The 18101-nt window shown below is 64.6% G+C and carries 16 protein-coding genes; 12 read left to right on the forward strand and 4 right to left on the reverse strand.

Annotation, left to right across the window (positions count from 1 at the left end; all coding sequences use genetic code 11):
* Window positions 1-151 precede the first annotated feature (151 nt).
* From AC3G2C_RS13215 to AC3G2C_RS13250, 8 genes are all read left to right on the forward strand, one after another.
* The gene (locus tag AC3G2C_RS13215; protein ID WP_488385078.1) at window positions 152-979 is read left to right on the forward strand and encodes an SAM-dependent methyltransferase; all 828 of its coding nucleotides are present in this window, start codon (window positions 152-154) and stop codon (window positions 977-979) included.
* Window positions 980-1170: 191 nt separating this feature from the next.
* Window positions 1171-1467 carry a hypothetical protein gene (locus tag AC3G2C_RS13220; protein ID WP_488385079.1) on the forward strand — a complete coding sequence of 99 codons (297 nt, stop codon included), beginning with the start codon at window positions 1171-1173 and terminating at the stop codon, window positions 1465-1467.
* A gap of 13 nt (window positions 1468-1480) precedes the next feature.
* Window positions 1481-3259 carry a tetratricopeptide repeat-containing diguanylate cyclase gene (locus AC3G2C_RS13225; protein ID WP_488385080.1) on the forward strand — a complete coding sequence of 593 codons (1779 nt, stop codon included), beginning with the start codon at window positions 1481-1483 and terminating at the stop codon, window positions 3257-3259.
* 132 nt (window positions 3260-3391) lie between these two features.
* Complete coding sequence (locus tag AC3G2C_RS13230; protein WP_488385081.1) at window positions 3392-3760, forward strand: DUF2946 domain-containing protein; 369 nt, start codon at window positions 3392-3394, stop codon at window positions 3758-3760.
* Window positions 3761-3967: 207 nt separating this feature from the next.
* Window positions 3968-4420 carry a copper chaperone PCu(A)C gene (locus tag AC3G2C_RS13235; RefSeq protein WP_488385082.1) on the forward strand — a complete coding sequence of 151 codons (453 nt, stop codon included), beginning with the start codon at window positions 3968-3970 and terminating at the stop codon, window positions 4418-4420.
* A gap of 167 nt (window positions 4421-4587) precedes the next feature.
* Complete coding sequence (locus AC3G2C_RS13240; RefSeq protein WP_488385083.1) at window positions 4588-5877, forward strand: SGNH/GDSL hydrolase family protein; 1290 nt, start codon at window positions 4588-4590, stop codon at window positions 5875-5877.
* Window positions 5878-5918: 41 nt separating this feature from the next.
* Complete coding sequence (locus AC3G2C_RS13245; RefSeq protein WP_488385084.1) at window positions 5919-6944, forward strand: YVTN family beta-propeller repeat protein; 1026 nt, start codon at window positions 5919-5921, stop codon at window positions 6942-6944.
* Window positions 6945-6962: 18 nt separating this feature from the next.
* Window positions 6963-7955 (forward strand): sterol desaturase family protein, encoded by a 993-nt coding sequence (locus tag AC3G2C_RS13250; protein ID WP_488385085.1) that lies wholly within the window; start codon window positions 6963-6965, stop codon window positions 7953-7955.
* Between the two features lie 15 nt (window positions 7956-7970).
* On the opposite strand, the gene AC3G2C_RS13255 is transcribed toward AC3G2C_RS13250, so the two are convergent.
* On the reverse strand, window positions 7971-9209 hold the full coding sequence (locus AC3G2C_RS13255; protein WP_488385086.1) for an alkaline phosphatase family protein: 1239 nt from the start codon (window positions 9207-9209) through the stop codon (window positions 7971-7973).
* Between the two features lie 277 nt (window positions 9210-9486).
* On the opposite strand from AC3G2C_RS13255, the gene AC3G2C_RS13260 reads away from it, so the two are divergent.
* Together AC3G2C_RS13260 and AC3G2C_RS13265 are read left to right on the forward strand one after the other, a co-directional pair.
* Window positions 9487-10905: a GGDEF domain-containing protein gene (locus AC3G2C_RS13260; protein ID WP_488385087.1), complete on the forward strand. Its 1419-nt coding sequence runs from the start codon at window positions 9487-9489 to the stop codon at window positions 10903-10905.
* Window positions 10906-11043: 138 nt separating this feature from the next.
* Window positions 11044-12450 carry an Hsp70 family protein gene (locus AC3G2C_RS13265; protein ID WP_488385088.1) on the forward strand — a complete coding sequence of 469 codons (1407 nt, stop codon included), beginning with the start codon at window positions 11044-11046 and terminating at the stop codon, window positions 12448-12450.
* 69 nt (window positions 12451-12519) lie between these two features.
* On the opposite strand, the gene AC3G2C_RS13270 is transcribed toward AC3G2C_RS13265, so the two are convergent.
* The 3 genes from AC3G2C_RS13270 to AC3G2C_RS13280 all read right to left on the reverse strand — a co-directional run bounded on the left by AC3G2C_RS13270 (window position 12520) and on the right by AC3G2C_RS13280 (window position 15319).
* The gene (locus tag AC3G2C_RS13270; RefSeq protein ID WP_488385089.1) at window positions 12520-14463 is read right to left on the reverse strand and encodes a M61 family metallopeptidase; all 1944 of its coding nucleotides are present in this window, start codon (window positions 14461-14463) and stop codon (window positions 12520-12522) included.
* Between the two features lie 166 nt (window positions 14464-14629).
* A complete protein-coding gene (locus AC3G2C_RS13275) occupies window positions 14630-14983 on the reverse strand; it encodes a UBP-type zinc finger domain-containing protein (RefSeq protein WP_488385090.1) in 354 nt (117 codons plus the stop codon).
* A gap of 66 nt (window positions 14984-15049) precedes the next feature.
* Complete coding sequence (locus AC3G2C_RS13280) at window positions 15050-15319, reverse strand: hypothetical protein (RefSeq protein ID WP_488385091.1); 270 nt, start codon at window positions 15317-15319, stop codon at window positions 15050-15052.
* Between the two features lie 149 nt (window positions 15320-15468).
* On the opposite strand from AC3G2C_RS13280, the gene AC3G2C_RS13285 reads away from it, so the two are divergent.
* Together AC3G2C_RS13285 and AC3G2C_RS13290 are read left to right on the forward strand one after the other, a co-directional pair.
* On the forward strand, window positions 15469-15828 hold the full coding sequence (locus tag AC3G2C_RS13285; RefSeq protein ID WP_488385092.1) for a DUF2946 domain-containing protein: 360 nt from the start codon (window positions 15469-15471) through the stop codon (window positions 15826-15828).
* Between the two features lie 159 nt (window positions 15829-15987).
* Window positions 15988-18072 (forward strand): TonB-dependent copper receptor, encoded by a 2085-nt coding sequence (locus AC3G2C_RS13290; protein WP_488385093.1) that lies wholly within the window; start codon window positions 15988-15990, stop codon window positions 18070-18072.
* The last annotated feature ends 29 nt before the right edge of the window (window positions 18073-18101 follow it).

The following is an 18101-nucleotide window of genomic DNA, read 5'->3' on the forward strand; positions in this document are numbered from 1 at the left end:
AAATCGTTGAACGTAAAGGCGCCGGTTGAGCCACCCCTCGGCGGCAAAAAAGCGCGTCCTGCTTTCGTAGGATTGACGCGTGAAACGACGCTTCGTCAGGTCTCCCGTTGAGCGCGTACATTCGCCACGTGGCTTGCCCTACTATCGGGCGATGACCATTTCACTCGCACATCTTTCACCTACCGCACCCCGTGGCACCCTGGCCTGTGTCGGCCTGGGCATGACCCTGGGCTCCCACCTCACCCCGCTGGCGCGTAGCCATATCGAGCAGGCCGACGTGGTTTTCGCGGCACTCTCCACCGGCGCCAGCGAAATGTGGCTGCGCCGGATGAACGCGAATGTGCACAGCCTGCAGCCCTACTACGCCGAGGGTAAATCGCGACAGAAAACCTACCGCGAGTGGGTCGAACTGATGCTCACCGAGGTGCGCGCCGGCAAGCGGGTGTGCGGCGTGTTTTATGGACACCCGTGCATCTTCGCCTGGTCGCCTCGCAATGCGGTGGAGCAGGCTCGCGCGGAGGGCTACGAGGCTCACCTTGAACCGGGCATTTCCGCCGAGGATTGCCTGTATGCCGACCTGGGCATCGACCCCGGCCGCTATGGCTGCCAGCACTTCGAGGCTAGCCAGCTGCTGTTCTACGAACGTCGCATCGACGCCGCGGGCTACCTGGTGCTGTGGCAGGCCGCGCTGGTGGGCGATTGGTCGCTGACCCGTTTTGAGACAGGGCCGGCGTATCGCCAGGTGCTGGTGGACGTGCTCGGCGAAAGCTACCCCCTCGATCACGAGGTGATCGTGTACCGCGCGGCCACCTTGCCCATCGACAAGCCGCAGATTCGCCGGGTGCCCCTGCGCGACCTGCCCCATACCGCCATGACAGCGGAGGACACGCTGGTGTTGCCCCCGGCAGGCCCCCTCAAGCCCAATGTGGCGATCCGTAAGCGCCTGGAAATGCTGGACAAAGGCCAGACGCAGGCGTAATAGCCAGCAAGGGCCCTCGCTGGCGGGCCTCGCGTTACTCAGCCAGCCATCAGGCAACACCCGGGAAAGACCAGAAAAATAGGCACTAATAGCTGTCGTATTAGTGTCTTATAAGGTGTGTTAGCGCTTAGTATCCGCGAGAGGAAAGCATCTGGCGGATGCGAGTATTTCAATGGAAACAGGGGGAAAACATGACTGATACGATCGATTTGCTGGAAGCCATCGGCAAGGACGCGTCGCTGCGTCACGCCAATGCCGAAGACCTGGCCCAGGTACTGGCGCAGGCTCAGGCCTCCGACGCATTGCAAGCGGCCGTGAAGGCCGGCGATAGCTCGCTGTTGGCCGCCGAGCTTGGCCATAAGCCCATGCGCGTGAACCACGACTCGCATACGGGCGGCCACGAAGAAGAAGAGCCCGATCACCAGGACGACCAGGACGAGCCACGCCAGCCCTCGTCCCCCGCGCCAAGCGATACCTTGCTCACCTGACCGGCTTTTCGGCATGCAGCTGCGTTGGTGGCGCCGGCACTCGCCATGGCCCGCTGTCGCGGCCATGGCCGTTTGCGTGCTCCTGCTGCCCACGCATGCGTGGGCGCAGGAGCCCGATCTCGCCGCTCGACTCAACCACGTCGAAAGCCTGCGCACTGCCGATCACTCGCGCTTTCTCGACGAGCTGCAGGATCTGCGCCGGCACGCATCCACCATGGTGCCCCGCCAGTATTGGCACCTGCGTTATCTGGAAGCCTGGGAAGCCTCCTTCCAGGCCGATTACGCCAATGCCGAACCGCGTTTCCTCGACGTGATCGACCACTCCGGCAGCCCCGCCCTCGCAACCAAGGCGACGGCCGTGCTGATGGGCGACATGGCGCGCAACAAGCGCTATGGCGATGCTTTTGAACTCGCGAACCGGCTGGTGGCGGAACTGCCCCGCGCCGATGATCGGCTCGCGCGCTTCATGGCGCTCTCTTATCTTGCCCAGTTGCTGCGCTCGGCCGGCCAATACGACCTTGCCGCGCAGTACGCGCACGACATGGCGCAGGATCTGCCGCCGGGCGAAACCGCGTGCAAGCCGCAGACGATATTGCTGAGCGCGCTGTACGAAGGGCGCAAGATCACCTCCAACAGCCCGCTGCTCCAGCAGGGTATCGACGATTGCCAGGCCGCTGGCGAGTCGGTGTTCACCAACACCATCGAGCTCACCCGGGGCAGCCTCTATCTGGACGAGAACCAGCCTGCCAGGGCGCTGGCCCTGGTGCAACGCATTCTGCCGAGCATCCTGGCGGGCCAGTACTACTCCAACACACTGGCGGCGCACGCCGAGTTGGCCGAAGCCTATTGGAAGCTGGGCGATGACGTTGCCGCGCGCAAGGAGGCCCTTGCCACCATTGCGCTGAGCGACCCGGACGACCTCAACGAAACCCTGCGCGATACCTATCTGCTGCTGTATCGCCTGGACAAGAAGCGCGGCGACATGGCGTCGGCGCTGGCGCATCACGAAAAGTACGTCGCCCAGGACGTGGGCTATCTCGACGACGTACGCGCCCGCGCGCTCGCCTATGCGGTGGCCCAGCAGCACGTGCTGGCGCAGAAGCTGGAAACGGAAAAGCTCAGCCGGCAAAACAATATTCTCAAGCTGCAACGCGCCCTGGATACCAAGGCCGTGGAAACCAGCCGCCTGTACATCGCGCTGTTGCTGGTGATCCTGGCATCGGCGGTGTTCTGGCTGCTGCGCCTGAAACGCTCGCAATTGCGGTTCAAGAAACTGTCGTCGCTGGATGGCCTCACCGGCATCCTCAATCACCAGCATTTCATCGGTGCCGCGGATCGGGCCGTGCGTCACCTGGAACGCAAGTCGGGCAACGCTTGTCTGGTGTTCATCGACCTGGATCACTTCAAGCAGGTCAACGACACACACGGTCATGCCACGGGCGACGCGGTACTCCGCCGCACCGTAGCCATTTGTCAGCTGCATCTGCGCCCCACGGATCTGTTCGGTCGCCTCGGTGGCGAGGAGTTCGCGATCCTTTTGTTCGATTGCACGCGCGACCAGGGCCTAGTGGTGGCCAATCGCATCCGCCGCGCTATCGAGGCCACCTCCATCGAGATCGACGAGGGCATGGTGTCGTTCTCCGCCAGCGTGGGCCTGGCCACCGCCAGCCGCGCCGGCTACGACCTGAAGCGCCTTTGCCGCGACGCGGATGCTGCGCTCTATCGCGCCAAGCGCAGCGGCCGCAACTGCGTGGTCACCGAAATGGAGAGCGACGGCCTGGTGGAGGCCTGAGAGCCTGTTCGCGATCCGTGCATAGCCCGGGTGGCAGGGCGGCGTTATGCCTCATCGCACCGTGCCCTAGGCGGGGGCGGTTGTGGCATGATCTCCCCAGTTTGCTCAAGGTCTTAGCCGCCAGGTTCCCTCTTGCATCGCCGAAGTGTCCGCCGCCGGTTCACTCACTGGCTGGCCCTGGTTGCCATGGGCCTGATGTTGGCCGCCCCGACGGTGTCGCGCACGCTCACCGCCATGACCCCAACGCTGGACCTGGGCGCCTGGTGCACGGGGCATGGCTATGGTCACTCGCATGGCGCGCCAGCCTCGCCCGGGCACGCCGACACCGGCGACACCTGCGGTTACTGCGCGTTGCTGGGTCATAGCCCCGCGCTGACCTCGACGGCCGCGATGTTGCTCTTACCTCGTCCGCCATCGGCGACGCACCAGGCATCGCCGCCAATCTCCGCCGTCTACGGCAGCACGCTGCCACACCATCCTCGCGGCCCGCCCATCGCCTGACGGCAATCTCGGGCACGCGCCAAACGGGTGTTCGGCGCCGCGCCATTCGCCCGCTCACGGGGCCAAGGCCTATGCCGGCCATGCGCCCCGGGGCTTTCATTACGCCATGCACGACGCGTCGCGATGTGGCCCAACCAGGGTCACCCGCGGGGCTTTCGGCCCAGCTCATCGACACGTTGAACAACCGCCCGAGGGGAGATCGTCACCATGTTTCGCACTGTGCTTCTCGCTTTGCTGTTCTCCATCGTTCCACTCGATGCGGCGCTCGCCAGCGCCGCCGACCATGTCCATGTCCAGCAGGGCTGGATTCGTCTGCTGCCCGGCGACCTGCCGGCGGGCGGCTATGCCAGCATCCGCAATGACGGCGACCAGCCCGCCGTGATCCGCGCCGTGAGTTCGCCGCGCTTTGCCAGCAGCATGCTGCACCAGAGCAGCAGCGCGGGCGGCATGAGCCGCATGAGCATGCTCGATCAACTGGTGGTGCCTGCGCACGGCCAGGTGCTCCTTGCGCCCGGCGGCAACCACATCATGTTCGGTGGCGTGCAGGGCGCGCTGACGGTTGGCGACAAAGTGCCAGTGCGCGTGGAGTTCGGCGACGGCAGCGCCATAAGTGGCGATTTCGTGGTGCGCCCGGCGAATGCGCTGGGACCTCAGAACTAAACTCGCCCGGAGATTGCCCGTTATGCCCCCGATTCCTGCCATCAACCTGCTAGCCCAAGGCTGGGCCAGTGCGTATATGGTTCTTTTGCTTGGCATCGTGCTGCGGTACAGGCTGGCGAAAGCCGACCACAGGCATGCTTTGTCGTTGCTGGATTAAAGGTTAATTCGTGCGTTTGTCGTCTTTGTTCGATCCGCGTCGCGCAGCCCTGCATGGCATGCGCCTCGCCGCCCTCGCATTACTCCCCTGCCTGGCCCAGGCGCAGTCTGCACCGTGGACGTCCGCGTGGATGACTTCATTGCAGGCCATTCCCCAGCGAGCCGTGCTGCCGCCGCTGTACCAGGCGCCCGAGGTGGGCGGCCGCACCGTGCGCCAGATCGTGTACCCCACGCTGAGCGGCGGCACGGTGCGCCTGCATGTGAGCAACCGGTATGCCACCACGCCGCTGGACATCACGCATATGCGCGTGGCGCCGGCGCGTGGGACAACCGGCGCCACCACTGGCGCAGGCATTGCCGTCACGTTCGCCGGCCACGCTCAACTGCGCCTGCCGCCCGGCGGCGAGGCGGACAGCGACCCCATCTCGCTGGCGGTCACCGCGCACCAACCGTACGCGATCAGCACGCAGATGGGGCCGCAGCAGCGTTTGCAGGCCTGGCATCGCGTGGCCAGCCAGACGAGCTATGTATCCGCGCCCGGCGACCACACACAGGACACCGCGGCAGACGCCTTCCGCACGCGCTTTACCCAGTTCGCCTGGGTGACGTCGCTGGCCGTTCCGCAAACCAGTGCGGGCGCCGTACTGGCCATCGGCGACTCGATCACGGACGGCATGCGCTCCACGCCGGGCAGCAATCGACGTTGGCCCGACGCGTTGTCGCGCCGGCTCGGCACGTCGGTAGCGCAGCCGCCGGCGGTGCTCAACGCCGGTATCAGCGGTAACCGACTGCTGTCGGATTCGCCCTGCTACGGCGAGCGACTGGTGACTCGCGTTGAGCACGAGTTGGAGAACCAACCTGGCGTGCACACCGTGATCGTGCTCATCGGCATCAACGACATCAACTTTGCCGCCATGCCGCCGCACAGCGGGCTCGATTGCGACGAACCGCATACTGCGGTGAGCGCCGACAGCCTCATCGCAGGCTATCGACGTGTGATCGACACCGCGCGCCGCCACCACGTACGTGTACTGTTGGGCACCTTGACCCCGGCCGGCCTGCCACCGGCACGCGAAGCGTTGCGCACCGCCGTGAACCAGTGGATTCGCAGCACCCGGGAAAGCGACGGCGTCGTGGATTTCGACGCGGCGCTGCGCGATCCTGCGCGCCCCGCCAGCCTGCGCAAGAACTACGACAGCGGCGACCATATTCACCCCAGCGACGCCGGCTATGCCGCCATGGCCGAGGCCGTGCCGCTAGGCCTGCTCGGCACCACCACGCATTCACGCACGGCGCATTGATCCGCGCCTGCCCTTATTTACTGCAACACCAGGTTACGTACATGAAACATTCCGCTGTTGGCCCCACCCCTTCCCCGCGCCGACCACGCGCCTGGGCCGCGCTTATTCTCGCCGCCGTGATGGCGGTGCCCTGTCTGGCCCGTGCCGCCGAGCGCGTGATCGTGCTCGATTCCGCCGAGGCACAGTTGAGCCTGATCGATCCGGTCACGCGCAAGGTGGTGGGCACCATGCCCACCGGCAAGGAACCGCACCACTTGATGATCACGCCCGATCGCAATTCGCTGATCGTGGCCAATTCGGTCTCCAACAGCCTGTTGTTCGTGGACCCGCGCACCGGCCAGCTGCAACGCAAGCTGGAAGGCGTGGACGATCCTTATCAACTGGGCTTCTCCCCCGATCGCCATTGGTTCGTAACCGCCGCGCTGCGCCTGAATCGCGTGGACATCTACCGTTTCGACGGCAAGAACTTCACCGTGGCCAAGCGCATACCCATCGGCAAGACGCCCAGCCACCTGAACTTCACGTCCGACAGCAAATACGTGTTCGTCACCCTGCAGGACACGGGTGAACTGGCGGCCATCGACCTTTCCACTCAAACCATCGCCTGGCGCATGCCCGTGGGCAATGCGCCAGCCGGCCTGTGGATGACGCCCAACGACCAGTACCTGCTGGTCGGTATGACCGGCGAAGACAACGTGGCCGTGGTGGACTGGCGCAAGCAAAAGGTGATCAAGCGCATTCCCACCGGGCGTGGAGCGCACAACTTCCGCGCACTCAGCGACGGCCGCCATGTGGCCGCCAGCAACCGCGTATCCAACACCATCAGCATCATCGACTACACCACACTCACCAAGACGCGCGACATCACCGGCTTGCTGCCAGGCCCGGACGACATGGAGCTGACCGCCGACGGTCGTTATCTGTGGGTTACCTTCCGCTTTGCGCGCAACGTCGGCGTGATCGACATGCAGACCTACAAGCTGGTGGACACCATTCGCGTCGGTCGCTCGCCGCACGGCATCTATTTCGCCAACCGCGCGCCGGTACTCGGCCCGAACCCGGACTGATCGGGCCGGCTACTCTCCATGATCAACCTCATCGACCTGCTCCAGGACGGTATCGCGCAGCTGCAAACGTGGCTGTACGTCGATGTCGCCCAGCCTCTGCTCTACGCCCTCGGCCTGATGGGCTATGACGAGGAAACCTACGACGCCCTCTACTGGGTGATCATCGGCCTGCTGCAAATCGTGGTGATGTACGCCGTGCTGCGGCCGCTGGAAGCACTACGCCCGGTGGAGCAGTGGCAGAACCGCAAAGCCACGCGCGTGGACGTAATCTACACCTGGATCGCGAAGCTCGGTCTGTTCAACGTGCTGTTCTTCGTGCTGCTGCAACCTTGGTTCAATCATCTGCAGAGCCTGATGGCGCTCCATGGCATTCCCAACCTGGAAGTGGATGCGCTATGGCCAGGCGTGACCGACCGGCCGCTGGTGTCCTTTCTGATCTACCTGGTGGTGCTGGATTTCGCCGGCTACTGGTACCACCGCTGGCAGCACCGCTTTGGCGCGTGGTGGGAGCTGCATGCGGTGCACCATAGCCAGCGCCAGATGTCGCTGTGGACGGATGACCGCAACCATGTGCTGGATACGGTGATCGAGGCAGCGTTTTTCGCGACGCTGTCACTGCTGATCGGCGTGGAGCCGGGCCAGTACGTGGTGTTGGTGGCGGTGAGCAACCTGATGCAGAGCGTGCAGCACGTCAACGCGCGCCTGCCCTTCGGCCCGGTGCTGGAGCGCCTGGTGGTGAGCCCAAGCTTCCACCGCCGCCATCACGCCATCGGCTATGGCCACGAAGGCACCCGCTATGGCTGCAACTTTGGCGTGCTGTTGCCGTGGTGGGACATGTTGTTCCGCACCGCCTCCTGGGACGCGACGCCGGAGCCCACCGGCATTCGCGACCAGCTGCCTGCCCCGCAAGGACTAGCACGCAACTACGGTGAAGGTTGGTGGTCGCAGCAATGGCGTGCCCTGCCCCGCATCGCCACACGCTTGCGCGCTGCCGTGGGTGGCGCGCGCTGACCTCTACTCCGGCGCTTAGCGCCGGAGCATGTCTTTCACGTCGTCCAACCGGCCATCGCCGGGCTCGCCCTGAATGCCCAGCACGTGGGTCATCAGCGGATAGACATCGACGTTGGGGAACACGGGAACCGTTACGCCTCGCTTGAACGCGGGCCCATGCGCCACGAATAGCGCACGCATGGCGGGGTCGGCATTGTCAAAGCCATGCTCGCCCAGCAGCGGCTTGCCATGGTGCAGCGCGGAGGCGGCATTGCGCTCGATCAACCAACCCACCTGCGCCATGCAGAACAGCGGCGGCACGCGATCGTTGCCACCGTAGTGCAACGCGGCGGGCAATGCCTGCTTGCGCCAGCACTGCATGTGCTCGTGCGTGCGGAGCAGCGCCTTTTCCACGTCGCGCTCGTGCCCCGGCGCTGGAATGATGCCGCTGATGGCCCCGGTGGAGACGATGTTGGCGTAGGCGGGATCGAACAGCTTGTCGAGCAGAATGCGCTGCTCCGCCGGCGTGCTCGCCATACCGTGATCGGCCAGAACAATCAGGTTCACGTTGTCGTACTGCCCATGCGCCTTCATGCCCGCCACCAGCCGCGCCAGCGCGGCATCCACCTGGGCAATGGCCTGGTTGGTCTCCGGTGAGTCGGGCCCGTCGTAGTGACCGGCCGTATCCACTGCTTCGAAATACAACGTCATGAAACGCGGTCGCTGCTCCGCCGGTCGATCCAGCCACTGCAACACTTGATCCACCCGGGCGTCGTAGCTCAGGTCACCATCGTAGAGGCGCCATTCGCTCGGGCGTACACCGTGGATGCTGGCCTCGGAGCCTGGCCAGAACAACGTGGCCGTGCGCACACCCTGCCGTTCGGCGGTGACCCAGATCGGATCGGCCTGCTCCCACCAGCGTCCATCGCCCACCGCATCGCGCTTGCTCAGTGTGAAGCGACCCAACTCCGGCACGAACATGGCGTTATCGACCAAACCGTGATGGTCGGGGTATTTGCCGGTGACCAGCGTGTAGTGATTGGGGAACGTCAGCGAAGGAAAGGACGGCTGCATACCCTGCGCCTGCACGCCCTCGGCCGCCAATGCAGAGAGTGTGGGGCTGTAGCCACGATCGGCATAGTCGGCACGAAAGCCGTCAATGGACACCAACAACACGCGCGGCGCGGAATCGTTCGCGGGCACCTTGGCCACAGGCGCAGCGCACGCCGAAAGCAGCGCGACCAGCGCGAGGGAGAGTACGTGGCGGTGACGCATGGCAGTCCTTGGCGGCGATGATCGAGCGATCATGGAGATGCCGTGAAGACGCCGCACCTGCCGTTCTGCCTATTGCCGCGACCCGACCAAGCCCATGACACGGCGCGCCGCAGGCACGGCGTGATCGACCGCACAAAACAAGTGCCGGCAGACATGGAGGCTTGAACGTATCGCCATCGCGTGGCGAAGGGTCGCCGAAAACGTGTACCCGCCGCGCTTGCCTGGCGTTGAAATACTCCCGTATCGTCGGGGCGGTTCCCCGAGGAGAGACAGCTTCGTGCAGGTGTTGCCGGCGATCGCGTTTCTCATCTGCCACGCCTTGGCGTTGTGGCTGCTGCCACGGCACGCGCTGACGATCTCGTACGCCTTCCTCGTCGGGGCGCCGTTGAGCGCCGGGTTGGCGTGCCTATGGCGTGGCCGCAACGACCCGGCGGCCAGCGGTTGGCGCGCGCTGGCCCTGGGCATGTTCCTGTGGGCGGCGGGCATGGCCTCCAGCATGGTGATGGAGATCATGCTGCACAACGACAACGCCACGCCTGGCCTGAGCATGCTGTGCTACGTGCTCTACGGTGTACCGCTCACCTACGCCATGGCCACCCCCACGCGCGAGAGCCGCATCGTACAGAGTATCGACGCCTTGCTAGCGCTCGCCATTGGGTGTCTGTTCTTCGTGCACACGTTTTCGTTCGCCTCCATCGACAATGCCAGCGATGAAGGGGTCGCACACCTGCGCATGATGTTCGACATCGAGAATGTGTTCATCGCCAGCTTTGCGCTGTTGCGCTGGGTGGCGACCGGCGACGCCGAGCGGCGCGCGTTCTTTCGCACGCTCACGTTTTTCGCGGCCACCTACCTGGTGGCGGCTGGCTACATCAATCATTTCGCACAGAACACCGACTACGGCGGCAGCACCGATCTGGCGATCGACGTGCCGTTCCTGCTGCTGGTGTCGATGGCACTGAGTGCGTGGAGCCGTGGCGGCGCCGTGGAGCCGCCACGACGCCTTAGTCACGTCGTGCTGGCCGCCAGCCCTTTGATGATGCCAGTGACCTTGCTGGTGATCTCCGGGCTGATCCTGCGCGCGCACCCTACGCTGGCCTTGGCGGGCTTTGTCATGGCCATGCTCGGATACGGCGTGCGCAGCGTGCTGACGCAGGTGCGCAGCCTGGAAGTGCGCGATCAGCTCGCCAAGTTGTCGCGTAGCGATCCGCTCACGGGCATTGCCAATCGCCGCCAGTTCGACGAAACGCTGACACGCGAGTGGGCACTCGCCTCCCGGCACGCACAAGGCATTGCCCTGCTGCTGATCGACGTGGATCACTTCAAGCAATTGAACGATGGCCTGGGGCACCCGGCAGGTGATGCCTACCTGCGCGCCGTGGCGGACACGATCGCAACGACGATCCGGCGCAACGATGACCTGGTGGCCCGCTACGGCGGCGAGGAGTTCGCGGTGCTGCTTCCCGCCACCACGACGGAGGGCGCCGCCAGCCTCGCCGAAGCCGTTCGTGCCGCCATCGCCGAACGCCGACTGCCCATGCCCCCACCGCTTGGCACGCTGACCGCAAGCATCGGCCTGGCAAGGGTAGCGGCACCCTCGGGGCGGGAGCCGCAGGCGCTAGTGGACGCTGCCGACGCGGCGCTGTACGAGGCCAAGCGCGCGGGCCGCAACCGGGTGTGCCAGCGGGAGCTCTGAGCCCATTGAAGGTAGGCGCGCGGCCTGGCCTGACCAGCAGGCGGGCGCATCGCCACGCACCACTCATGCACCCGCCCCAAGCACGCCAGGGCCAGACCTGAGATAATCGCCGATTGCCCTTTCGCACGCGCGCCTCCCATGCATATCGGCATCGACTTCGGCACCAGCTATTCGGCTGCGGCCGCCATCATCGACGGTGAGCTCACCCTGGTCCGCTTCGGCAACGCGGAGCAGTTCCGCACGGCCGTGTACTTTCCCGAACTGGTACCCGATCCCAGCGACTTTACGCTGACCCCGGAACTGGAAGCCCAGTTGGAAACGCACATTCGCTCGGCCCGCAACGACCTGCGCCAACAGGCCGCGGCGGCGACCGCGCGCGGACAGGCACCTGTTACCCGCAGCGACGAAGAACTCCGCCGGGACGCCCTGCGCGTGGTGCGTCGCCAGTGGATGGAAGAGCAAGCCCGCGCCACCACCACCTCGGTCGCCAGCGTGCAGCATGCGCTGTTCGGCGAGGATGCGGTGGAGGGCTACCTGGAAAGCGGCGGCGGCAACCTGATCGAATCGCCCAAGTCCCTGTTCGGTTACCGACTCGATCCGCAAGTGCGCAAGGTGATTGTGCATATCGCCACGCACATCCTCGAACACATTCGGCTTACTGCCAGCCGCCAGTTCGGCACGCCGGTGCGCGGCGCGGTGATTGGTCGTCCGGTCGAGTTCCGCAGCTCCATGGGCGCAGCCGGCTCCGAGCAGGCCATCGCGATTCTGCGCGAGGCGGCGGCGACGGCAGGCTTCGACGAGGTGAGTTTTCTCGAGGAGCCTGCGGCGGCTGCAATGCACTACCACCGGAGTCTCGCCCAACGGCAGCACGCCCTGATCGTCGATATCGGCGGTGGCACCACCGACGTGACGCACGCGGAGCTGGGCGGCAATGCGCTGCCGTCCATCGCGCGTAACTGGGGCTTGCCCAAAGGTGGCACGGATCTCGACGTGGGCGTGAGTTTGCACAGTTTCATGCCGCTGCTGGGCAAGGACATCGTGCGCGTACCGCAGCACCAGTTTGTGGAAGCTGCCAGCGTGTACAACCTGCCCAAGCAACGCGAGTTCCGCAAACAGAACTATCGCCTGGTTGCCGCGCCCTATGGACCGCGCCTGCGCGCTTTGCAGGAACTGGGCGCCACGACGCGCCTCAATCAGGCCGCCGAGCGCACCAAGATCATGCTGAGCGACGCCGACAAGCACAGCGCCGAGCTGGACTTCATCGAGCCGGGCCTCGCCGTGCAGGCGGCCCGCGACGACCTGGATGCGGCCATCGAGCCCTTCCTGCTGCAACTGGAACGCACGCTGGGCACGGTACGCGGCGACCTTGCGGCGCTACCGGCCAGTGTCTTTCTCACCGGCGGCACGTCGCGCTCACCGCAGGTCAAAGCACGCGTGGCCGCGTGCTTCCCCGATGTTCCTCTCGTGCATGGCGACCCATCGCTCGGCGTGGTGTCCGGCTTGGCGGTAGCGGCCAGCGATGAGGCGCTGCGCCCGGCGGCATAGCGCCGGGCGGCGAAGGACGAAACGGCCTTTATTGATCGGCCAAATAGCGCGAGAGCCCGTTGTCACCCACTACTTGCGCGCGGCGATGATGTCGCTCAAGTAGTCGGGCGTGCCTTCCACGCGCACCAGGTGCGGGTATTGCAAACCGTCGTGATAATCGACGTTTACCGTACGGAACGCCCCTTGGTACTGCAGCAGCAGCTGGATGGGCGCCTTGCTGGTTTTGGCAGCGCTGATGGCACCCTTGAGCGCATCGGCGGAATAGTTCTGCCCGTTCACCGCCACCAGGGTTGCCCCCGTGGTCACGCCGGCCTTGAAGGCGGGGCCATTCCAGCGAACGTCGTTGACCTGACCCTTGTCGTTCATGGTCAGGCCGATAGACCAGGCAAAGTTGTACAGGTGACGCGAAGGCTGCGGACGCGTGTTGTACTGCTTTTCATAAGCGCTCTCCTGATCGGTGTAGACCAGCTTCCAGCCGGTGGCGGCCAACCCTTCGAGCAGCGGAGGATTGAGCGTGTCGACACGGTGGCGCAGGAAACCAGCCCAATCGAACGGCGCTACGGCATTGAGCGCGGCTACGACATCATCGAAGGTGTACGTCTTGGTGACGTAGCTGCCGTTATCCACCCCGAAAAAGCCGCGCGCGAAATCGTCCAGCGACTTACGATTCTTGGTCAGCTCACGCAGCTTGCCATCCACCTCCAGCCACATCATCTGGCCGGCACTGTAGTACTCCTCGCTCATCTGCCAACTGCGATATGGCAAGCTGGAGCGACGCGCCACGGTAGGATCATTCGTGGTGTCCTCCAGCGTGCGCCACTGGAAGCCGCCGCGGTTGCGATCGTAGTTGGCGGCCACCATGGCCAGCGCATCGCGGAACTGCTGGGGCGTCCACATACCTGACCGCGCCGTGAGCACAAACCCCCAATATTGGGTCTGCCCTTCGTAGACCCACAGCAGCGAATCGCCCATGGGCACGTTGAAGTTGGGCGTCCACAAATCCGCGGGGCGACGGAACTTGCCGTTCCACGAGTGAACGTACTCATGCGCAAGCAGGTCGCGGTCCGGCGCGGCTTCGTCCCACGCGGTGAAATAATCCGCACCCAGGCCGTCTTCGCTGGACTGATGGTGCTCGGTGCCATTGCCGCCCATTTGCTCCGACAGGGAGAACAGAAAGTCGTAGTGATCGTAATGGTGCGAACCAAACAACGTGGTTGCCTGCGTGACCAGGTTGCGGTGTACGCGCAACTGCTCCTGAGTCATCTCCAGATACTTGGGCGCATCGGCGAACACGTCCAGGTATACCGGCGCTTCACTACCCTGGCTCAGTTCCACGCGCTTGAAGTACTGGCCCGCATAGATGGGCGAATCAATCAGGTTGTTCAGTGTCACCGGCTTGAAGGTGACGGTATCGCCCGAGGTAGCGGCCGTCTCCAGCGCGGTACCGAACTGCCAACCCTTGGGAAAGGTAACCGTTGGCGCGAACGTGATGCGGCGCGAGAAATGGCCGGCAGGATAGAGCGTCACCTTGCTCCACTCCATGTCCATCATGGTGTCGGTGATCTCGTAGCCTTCGCTCTCGGTGCGTCCCGACAGATACTGGAACTCAGCCTCCAGCGTGGTCACGCCCGGCGGCACATCCACATGAAACGCATAGACGTTGTACTTGTCGCGCTTCCACGCCAGCGGCTTTCCGTTAGCGCTGAGCGTGAGCCCGGCCAGCATGTTGATCGGGCCCGTCGGTGAGTGGTCGCCGGGAATCCACTGCGGATACAGCAGCGTGAGCTCACCCTCCTGCACGGGAATGCTTTCGTGCACGCGGAAGATGCCCTGTACCTTGTCGCTCGCATCCACCTTGATGGTGACAGTGCCAACGTAGGGCGTGTCCTTGGGCTCGGGCACGGCATCCTGCGCGTATGCGCCACCCGCGCACGACAAGGCAATGGCGAGTGCAAGGCGCGAGAACCTGCGATGCGCGACAGGCGGCAAGGCGGCGAACGACACACGGGACATGAAGGGCTCCGACGAGCAGGTGGACAGAGCCGTTACTTAACACCAGGCACCCCATGTGGCGCCAGGGCCAAGAGACGCCCTTGCCTGCAGACACCCGCGCCATGCGCACCCATGCTCTACCCAACAACCGACGTGTTCGCGCAAATCGGTATGGGATCACCGCGGCTCAGTCGTGCAGCAGCAACTCCCAGTTGGGCGGCACGTGGCCGCTGGGGCCCGGCACGGGTTGATCGAGCGGGTGGAACAACGGTGGCTTCAAGGCCGGCCCATCGAACAGCGCGTCAGTGCGGAAGTCGTAGAACCAGCGCTCGTCAGGCTCGAAATTGCTGATCACCGGATGCCCGGTATCGTGGAAATGTCGGGAGGCGTGTTGATTGGGCGAACTGTCACAGCATCCGATATGGCCGCATTGCGCACAACGGCGCAGATGAAACCACCAGCCGCCCGTCTTGAGACATTCCACGCAACCCGAACCGCTGGGTTCCGCGTCCAGGTTGATGCCGTCATAGCTGGAACCCATGGCACAACTCCTTGTCGATGACGATCAAATCGCCAAGGTTCGCCCTTGGCGACCTGCGTGGCCTGATCAGGCACCACTGCGGGTATCGAGCTTCCAGAAGAAGATCACGAAGAACACCACGGTCAAGCCAACCATACTGGCAACATACACATCGTGATGACCGGCCGGCGCCATCAAGCGCGGAATCGTGAGCATCGCCAACGCATACACCAACGTGACCAACCAGCCCTGCCACGTTCGCGGACCAAAGCCGAAGCCGATGCGCTTGCGTCCGAACCAATACTTGCCTTCGCTCTTCATGCGACACGCCAGGTTGACATAGAGGGTAAGCGCCATTCTAAAACCACCTTGATGCCGCGGCACATGCAGCCGTCGGTAGCGAACGCCAGCGACGATGGTGGACGCGTCGATTTGTCACAGCACGAAGAATGTCTGCGGCCCTTCTCGGCATGGCACCATTTCGCAAGTTTTTGCTCGAGACAGGCATGCGACGCGCCCGCCATCAAACCAGAGCGATCGCCTGGCTCGCCATGCTTGCATGGTGCCTGTTGGCGGTATCGCCCAATGTGTCGCGCATCGCCATGGCAACAAGCATGGCCGCGGACATGGGCGCCATGTGCGGCCACCATGCCGGCGCCGACCACGGAGGTGATCCGCACCATGGCGATTCGCTCAACGCCTGCGGATACTGCGCCTTCGCCGCGCACCATCCGGCGCTCGACAGCGGCGTCACTTTCGTCGTTGCCGCCCTCCCCTCCGCTCCAGCCCTGGTATCGCCCAGCCCACGCCAAGACGCCGTGGCGATTCTGCATCGGCCGCCGGCACGCGGCCCTCCATTGAACTAGCACGCGCTCGCCCTTCGGCCGGCGTTGCCTCGCGCATTCATTTCCCAGCCCTTTGACGCTACCGGCAGTCCGGTGCCTGCGCGTGCCCACGGTGCGAACGCGCTGCATGCGGCTGCGCGGCGCAGCGCACTTGCGCTGCCCTTTTCAAGGAACACATCCATGACCACTGCCCTCCACTCCACTACCGCCCGGCGCACGCTCGCCATGGCGGTGAGCCTTGCCTTGGCCGGTACCGCCCTGGCTGACGCGTCCAGCATCACCGACTCCAAAACACTCACGCCCGTGGTGGTTACCGCCACCATGCAGGACAGCCCGCTTACTGTCGTCACCGATCCCAAGCAGCCACGCCAACCTGTACCGGCCAGCGATGGCGCGGATTTCCTCAAGAGCATTCCAGGCTTCTCCACCATCCGCAAAGGCGGCAGCAACGGCGACCCGTTGTTACGCGGCATGAGCGGTTCGCGCCTCAACATACTCATCGATGGCGGGCAGATCGCAGGTGGCTGCCCATCGCGCATGGACCCGCCCACCGCATACATTGCGCCGCAGCTGTTCGACCGCGTCACGATCATCAAGGGGCCGGAGACCGTTCTGTATGGACCGGGAAATTCGGCCGGCGTCGTACTGTTCGATCGCGAGTACGCGCGTTACGCCAAGCCCACGCTGGAAGGGAGTGCCAGCGCACTGTTCGGTTCGGCAGGACGCAACGATCAGAATCTGGACTTGCGCGCCGGCGACAGCGCGGGTTACGTCGGTGTGAGCGCCAATCATACCCATGCACAGGATTACGAGGACGGTGACGGCCATCGTGTGCATTCGCGCTATGACCGCTGGAATGCCGATGCCACGGTGGGCTGGACGCCCAACGACGACACGCGTGTCGAGCTGACCGCCGGCAAGGGCAATGGCACGGCGGCCTATGCTTTCAGCGGCATGGACGGCGCACAGTTCCTGCGCGAAAGCACCGCGCTCAAATGGACGCAGGAACACCTCACCGCACACTGGGACACGTTGGAAGTTCAGGCGTACACCAACTACGCCGACCATGTGATGGACAACTACACCCTGCGCCACCCCGATCCCAACAGCATGATGCCGATGGCCATGGCTGCCGACGTGGATAGGCGCACTTCCGGCGGGCGCGCCGTGGGCACCTGGCGCTGGGACGATGCATGGGAGCTCAAGGCCGGTGTGGACGGCTCCACCAGTGTGCACACCAGCCGCATGGGTGGCCCGCCGGGCAGCATGATGGGCTACTACAAGGACGAGCCACGCGTGCGTGATGCGCGCATGCAGGACATCGGCATGTTCGGCGAGGCGCGCTGGACCTTTGCCCCGGCCCAGCGTGTGGTCGCCGGCGCGCGTGCCGATCGCGCGCAAGCACGCGGCTACGCATTGGACAGCGGCAGCGGCATGGGCTCCATGGGCATGAACATGAGTACGCCCCAGGTGGCCGCCAATCGCAGCGATACCTTGCCCTCTGGTTTCGTGCGCTACGAGCGGGATATGAGCAACCTGCCGGCCACGTTCTATGCCGGTATCGGCCATGTTGAGCGCTTTCCCGATTACTGGGAACTGTTCGGCCAGCACGTACAGGGCACGCTGGCGAGCTTCAACGCACTGCAGCCTGAGCGCACCACGCAATGGGACATGGGTATGCAATACCGCAGTGATCGTCTCAAGGCCTGGGTATCGGCATACGCGGGTGTCGTCAACGATTTCATCCTGATGCACTACCCGTCGAGCGCCATGGAAACCGGCTATGCCAACAACGTGCAGGCGCGCATCGCGGGCGGCGAGGCCGGTGCCAGCTACGCCATCGATGCGCACTGGAAAACCGATGTCACGTTGTCCTACGCATGGGGAGAGAACCGCACGGAACACCGTGCACTCCCGCAGATGCCGCCCTGGGACGCTCGACTTGGCCTCTCGTACGAGTCCTCGCAATGGTCTGCCGGCGCTCTGTGGCGTCTGGTCACGGCGCAACGACGCGTGGCCAAGGGCGAAGGCAACATCGTGGGGCAGGATCTGGGCCCCAGCGCCGGCTTTGGCGTGTTCTCGCTCAACGCGGCCTATCGCCTCGACCCGCGCCTGAGTCTCAGCGCGGGCGTGGATAACGTATTCGACAAGACCTATGCCGAGCACGTGAATGCCGCCGTCGTGGGCCTGGCGGGCTATGTGAATACGCTGCGAGTGAATGAACCCGGCCGCACGCTCTGGATCAAGTTGGACGCCACGTTCTGAGCCCGAGCGACCCGACCCGGCCGGCGCCC

This window comes from Frateuria sp. sgz306004, from assembly GCF_057750885.1.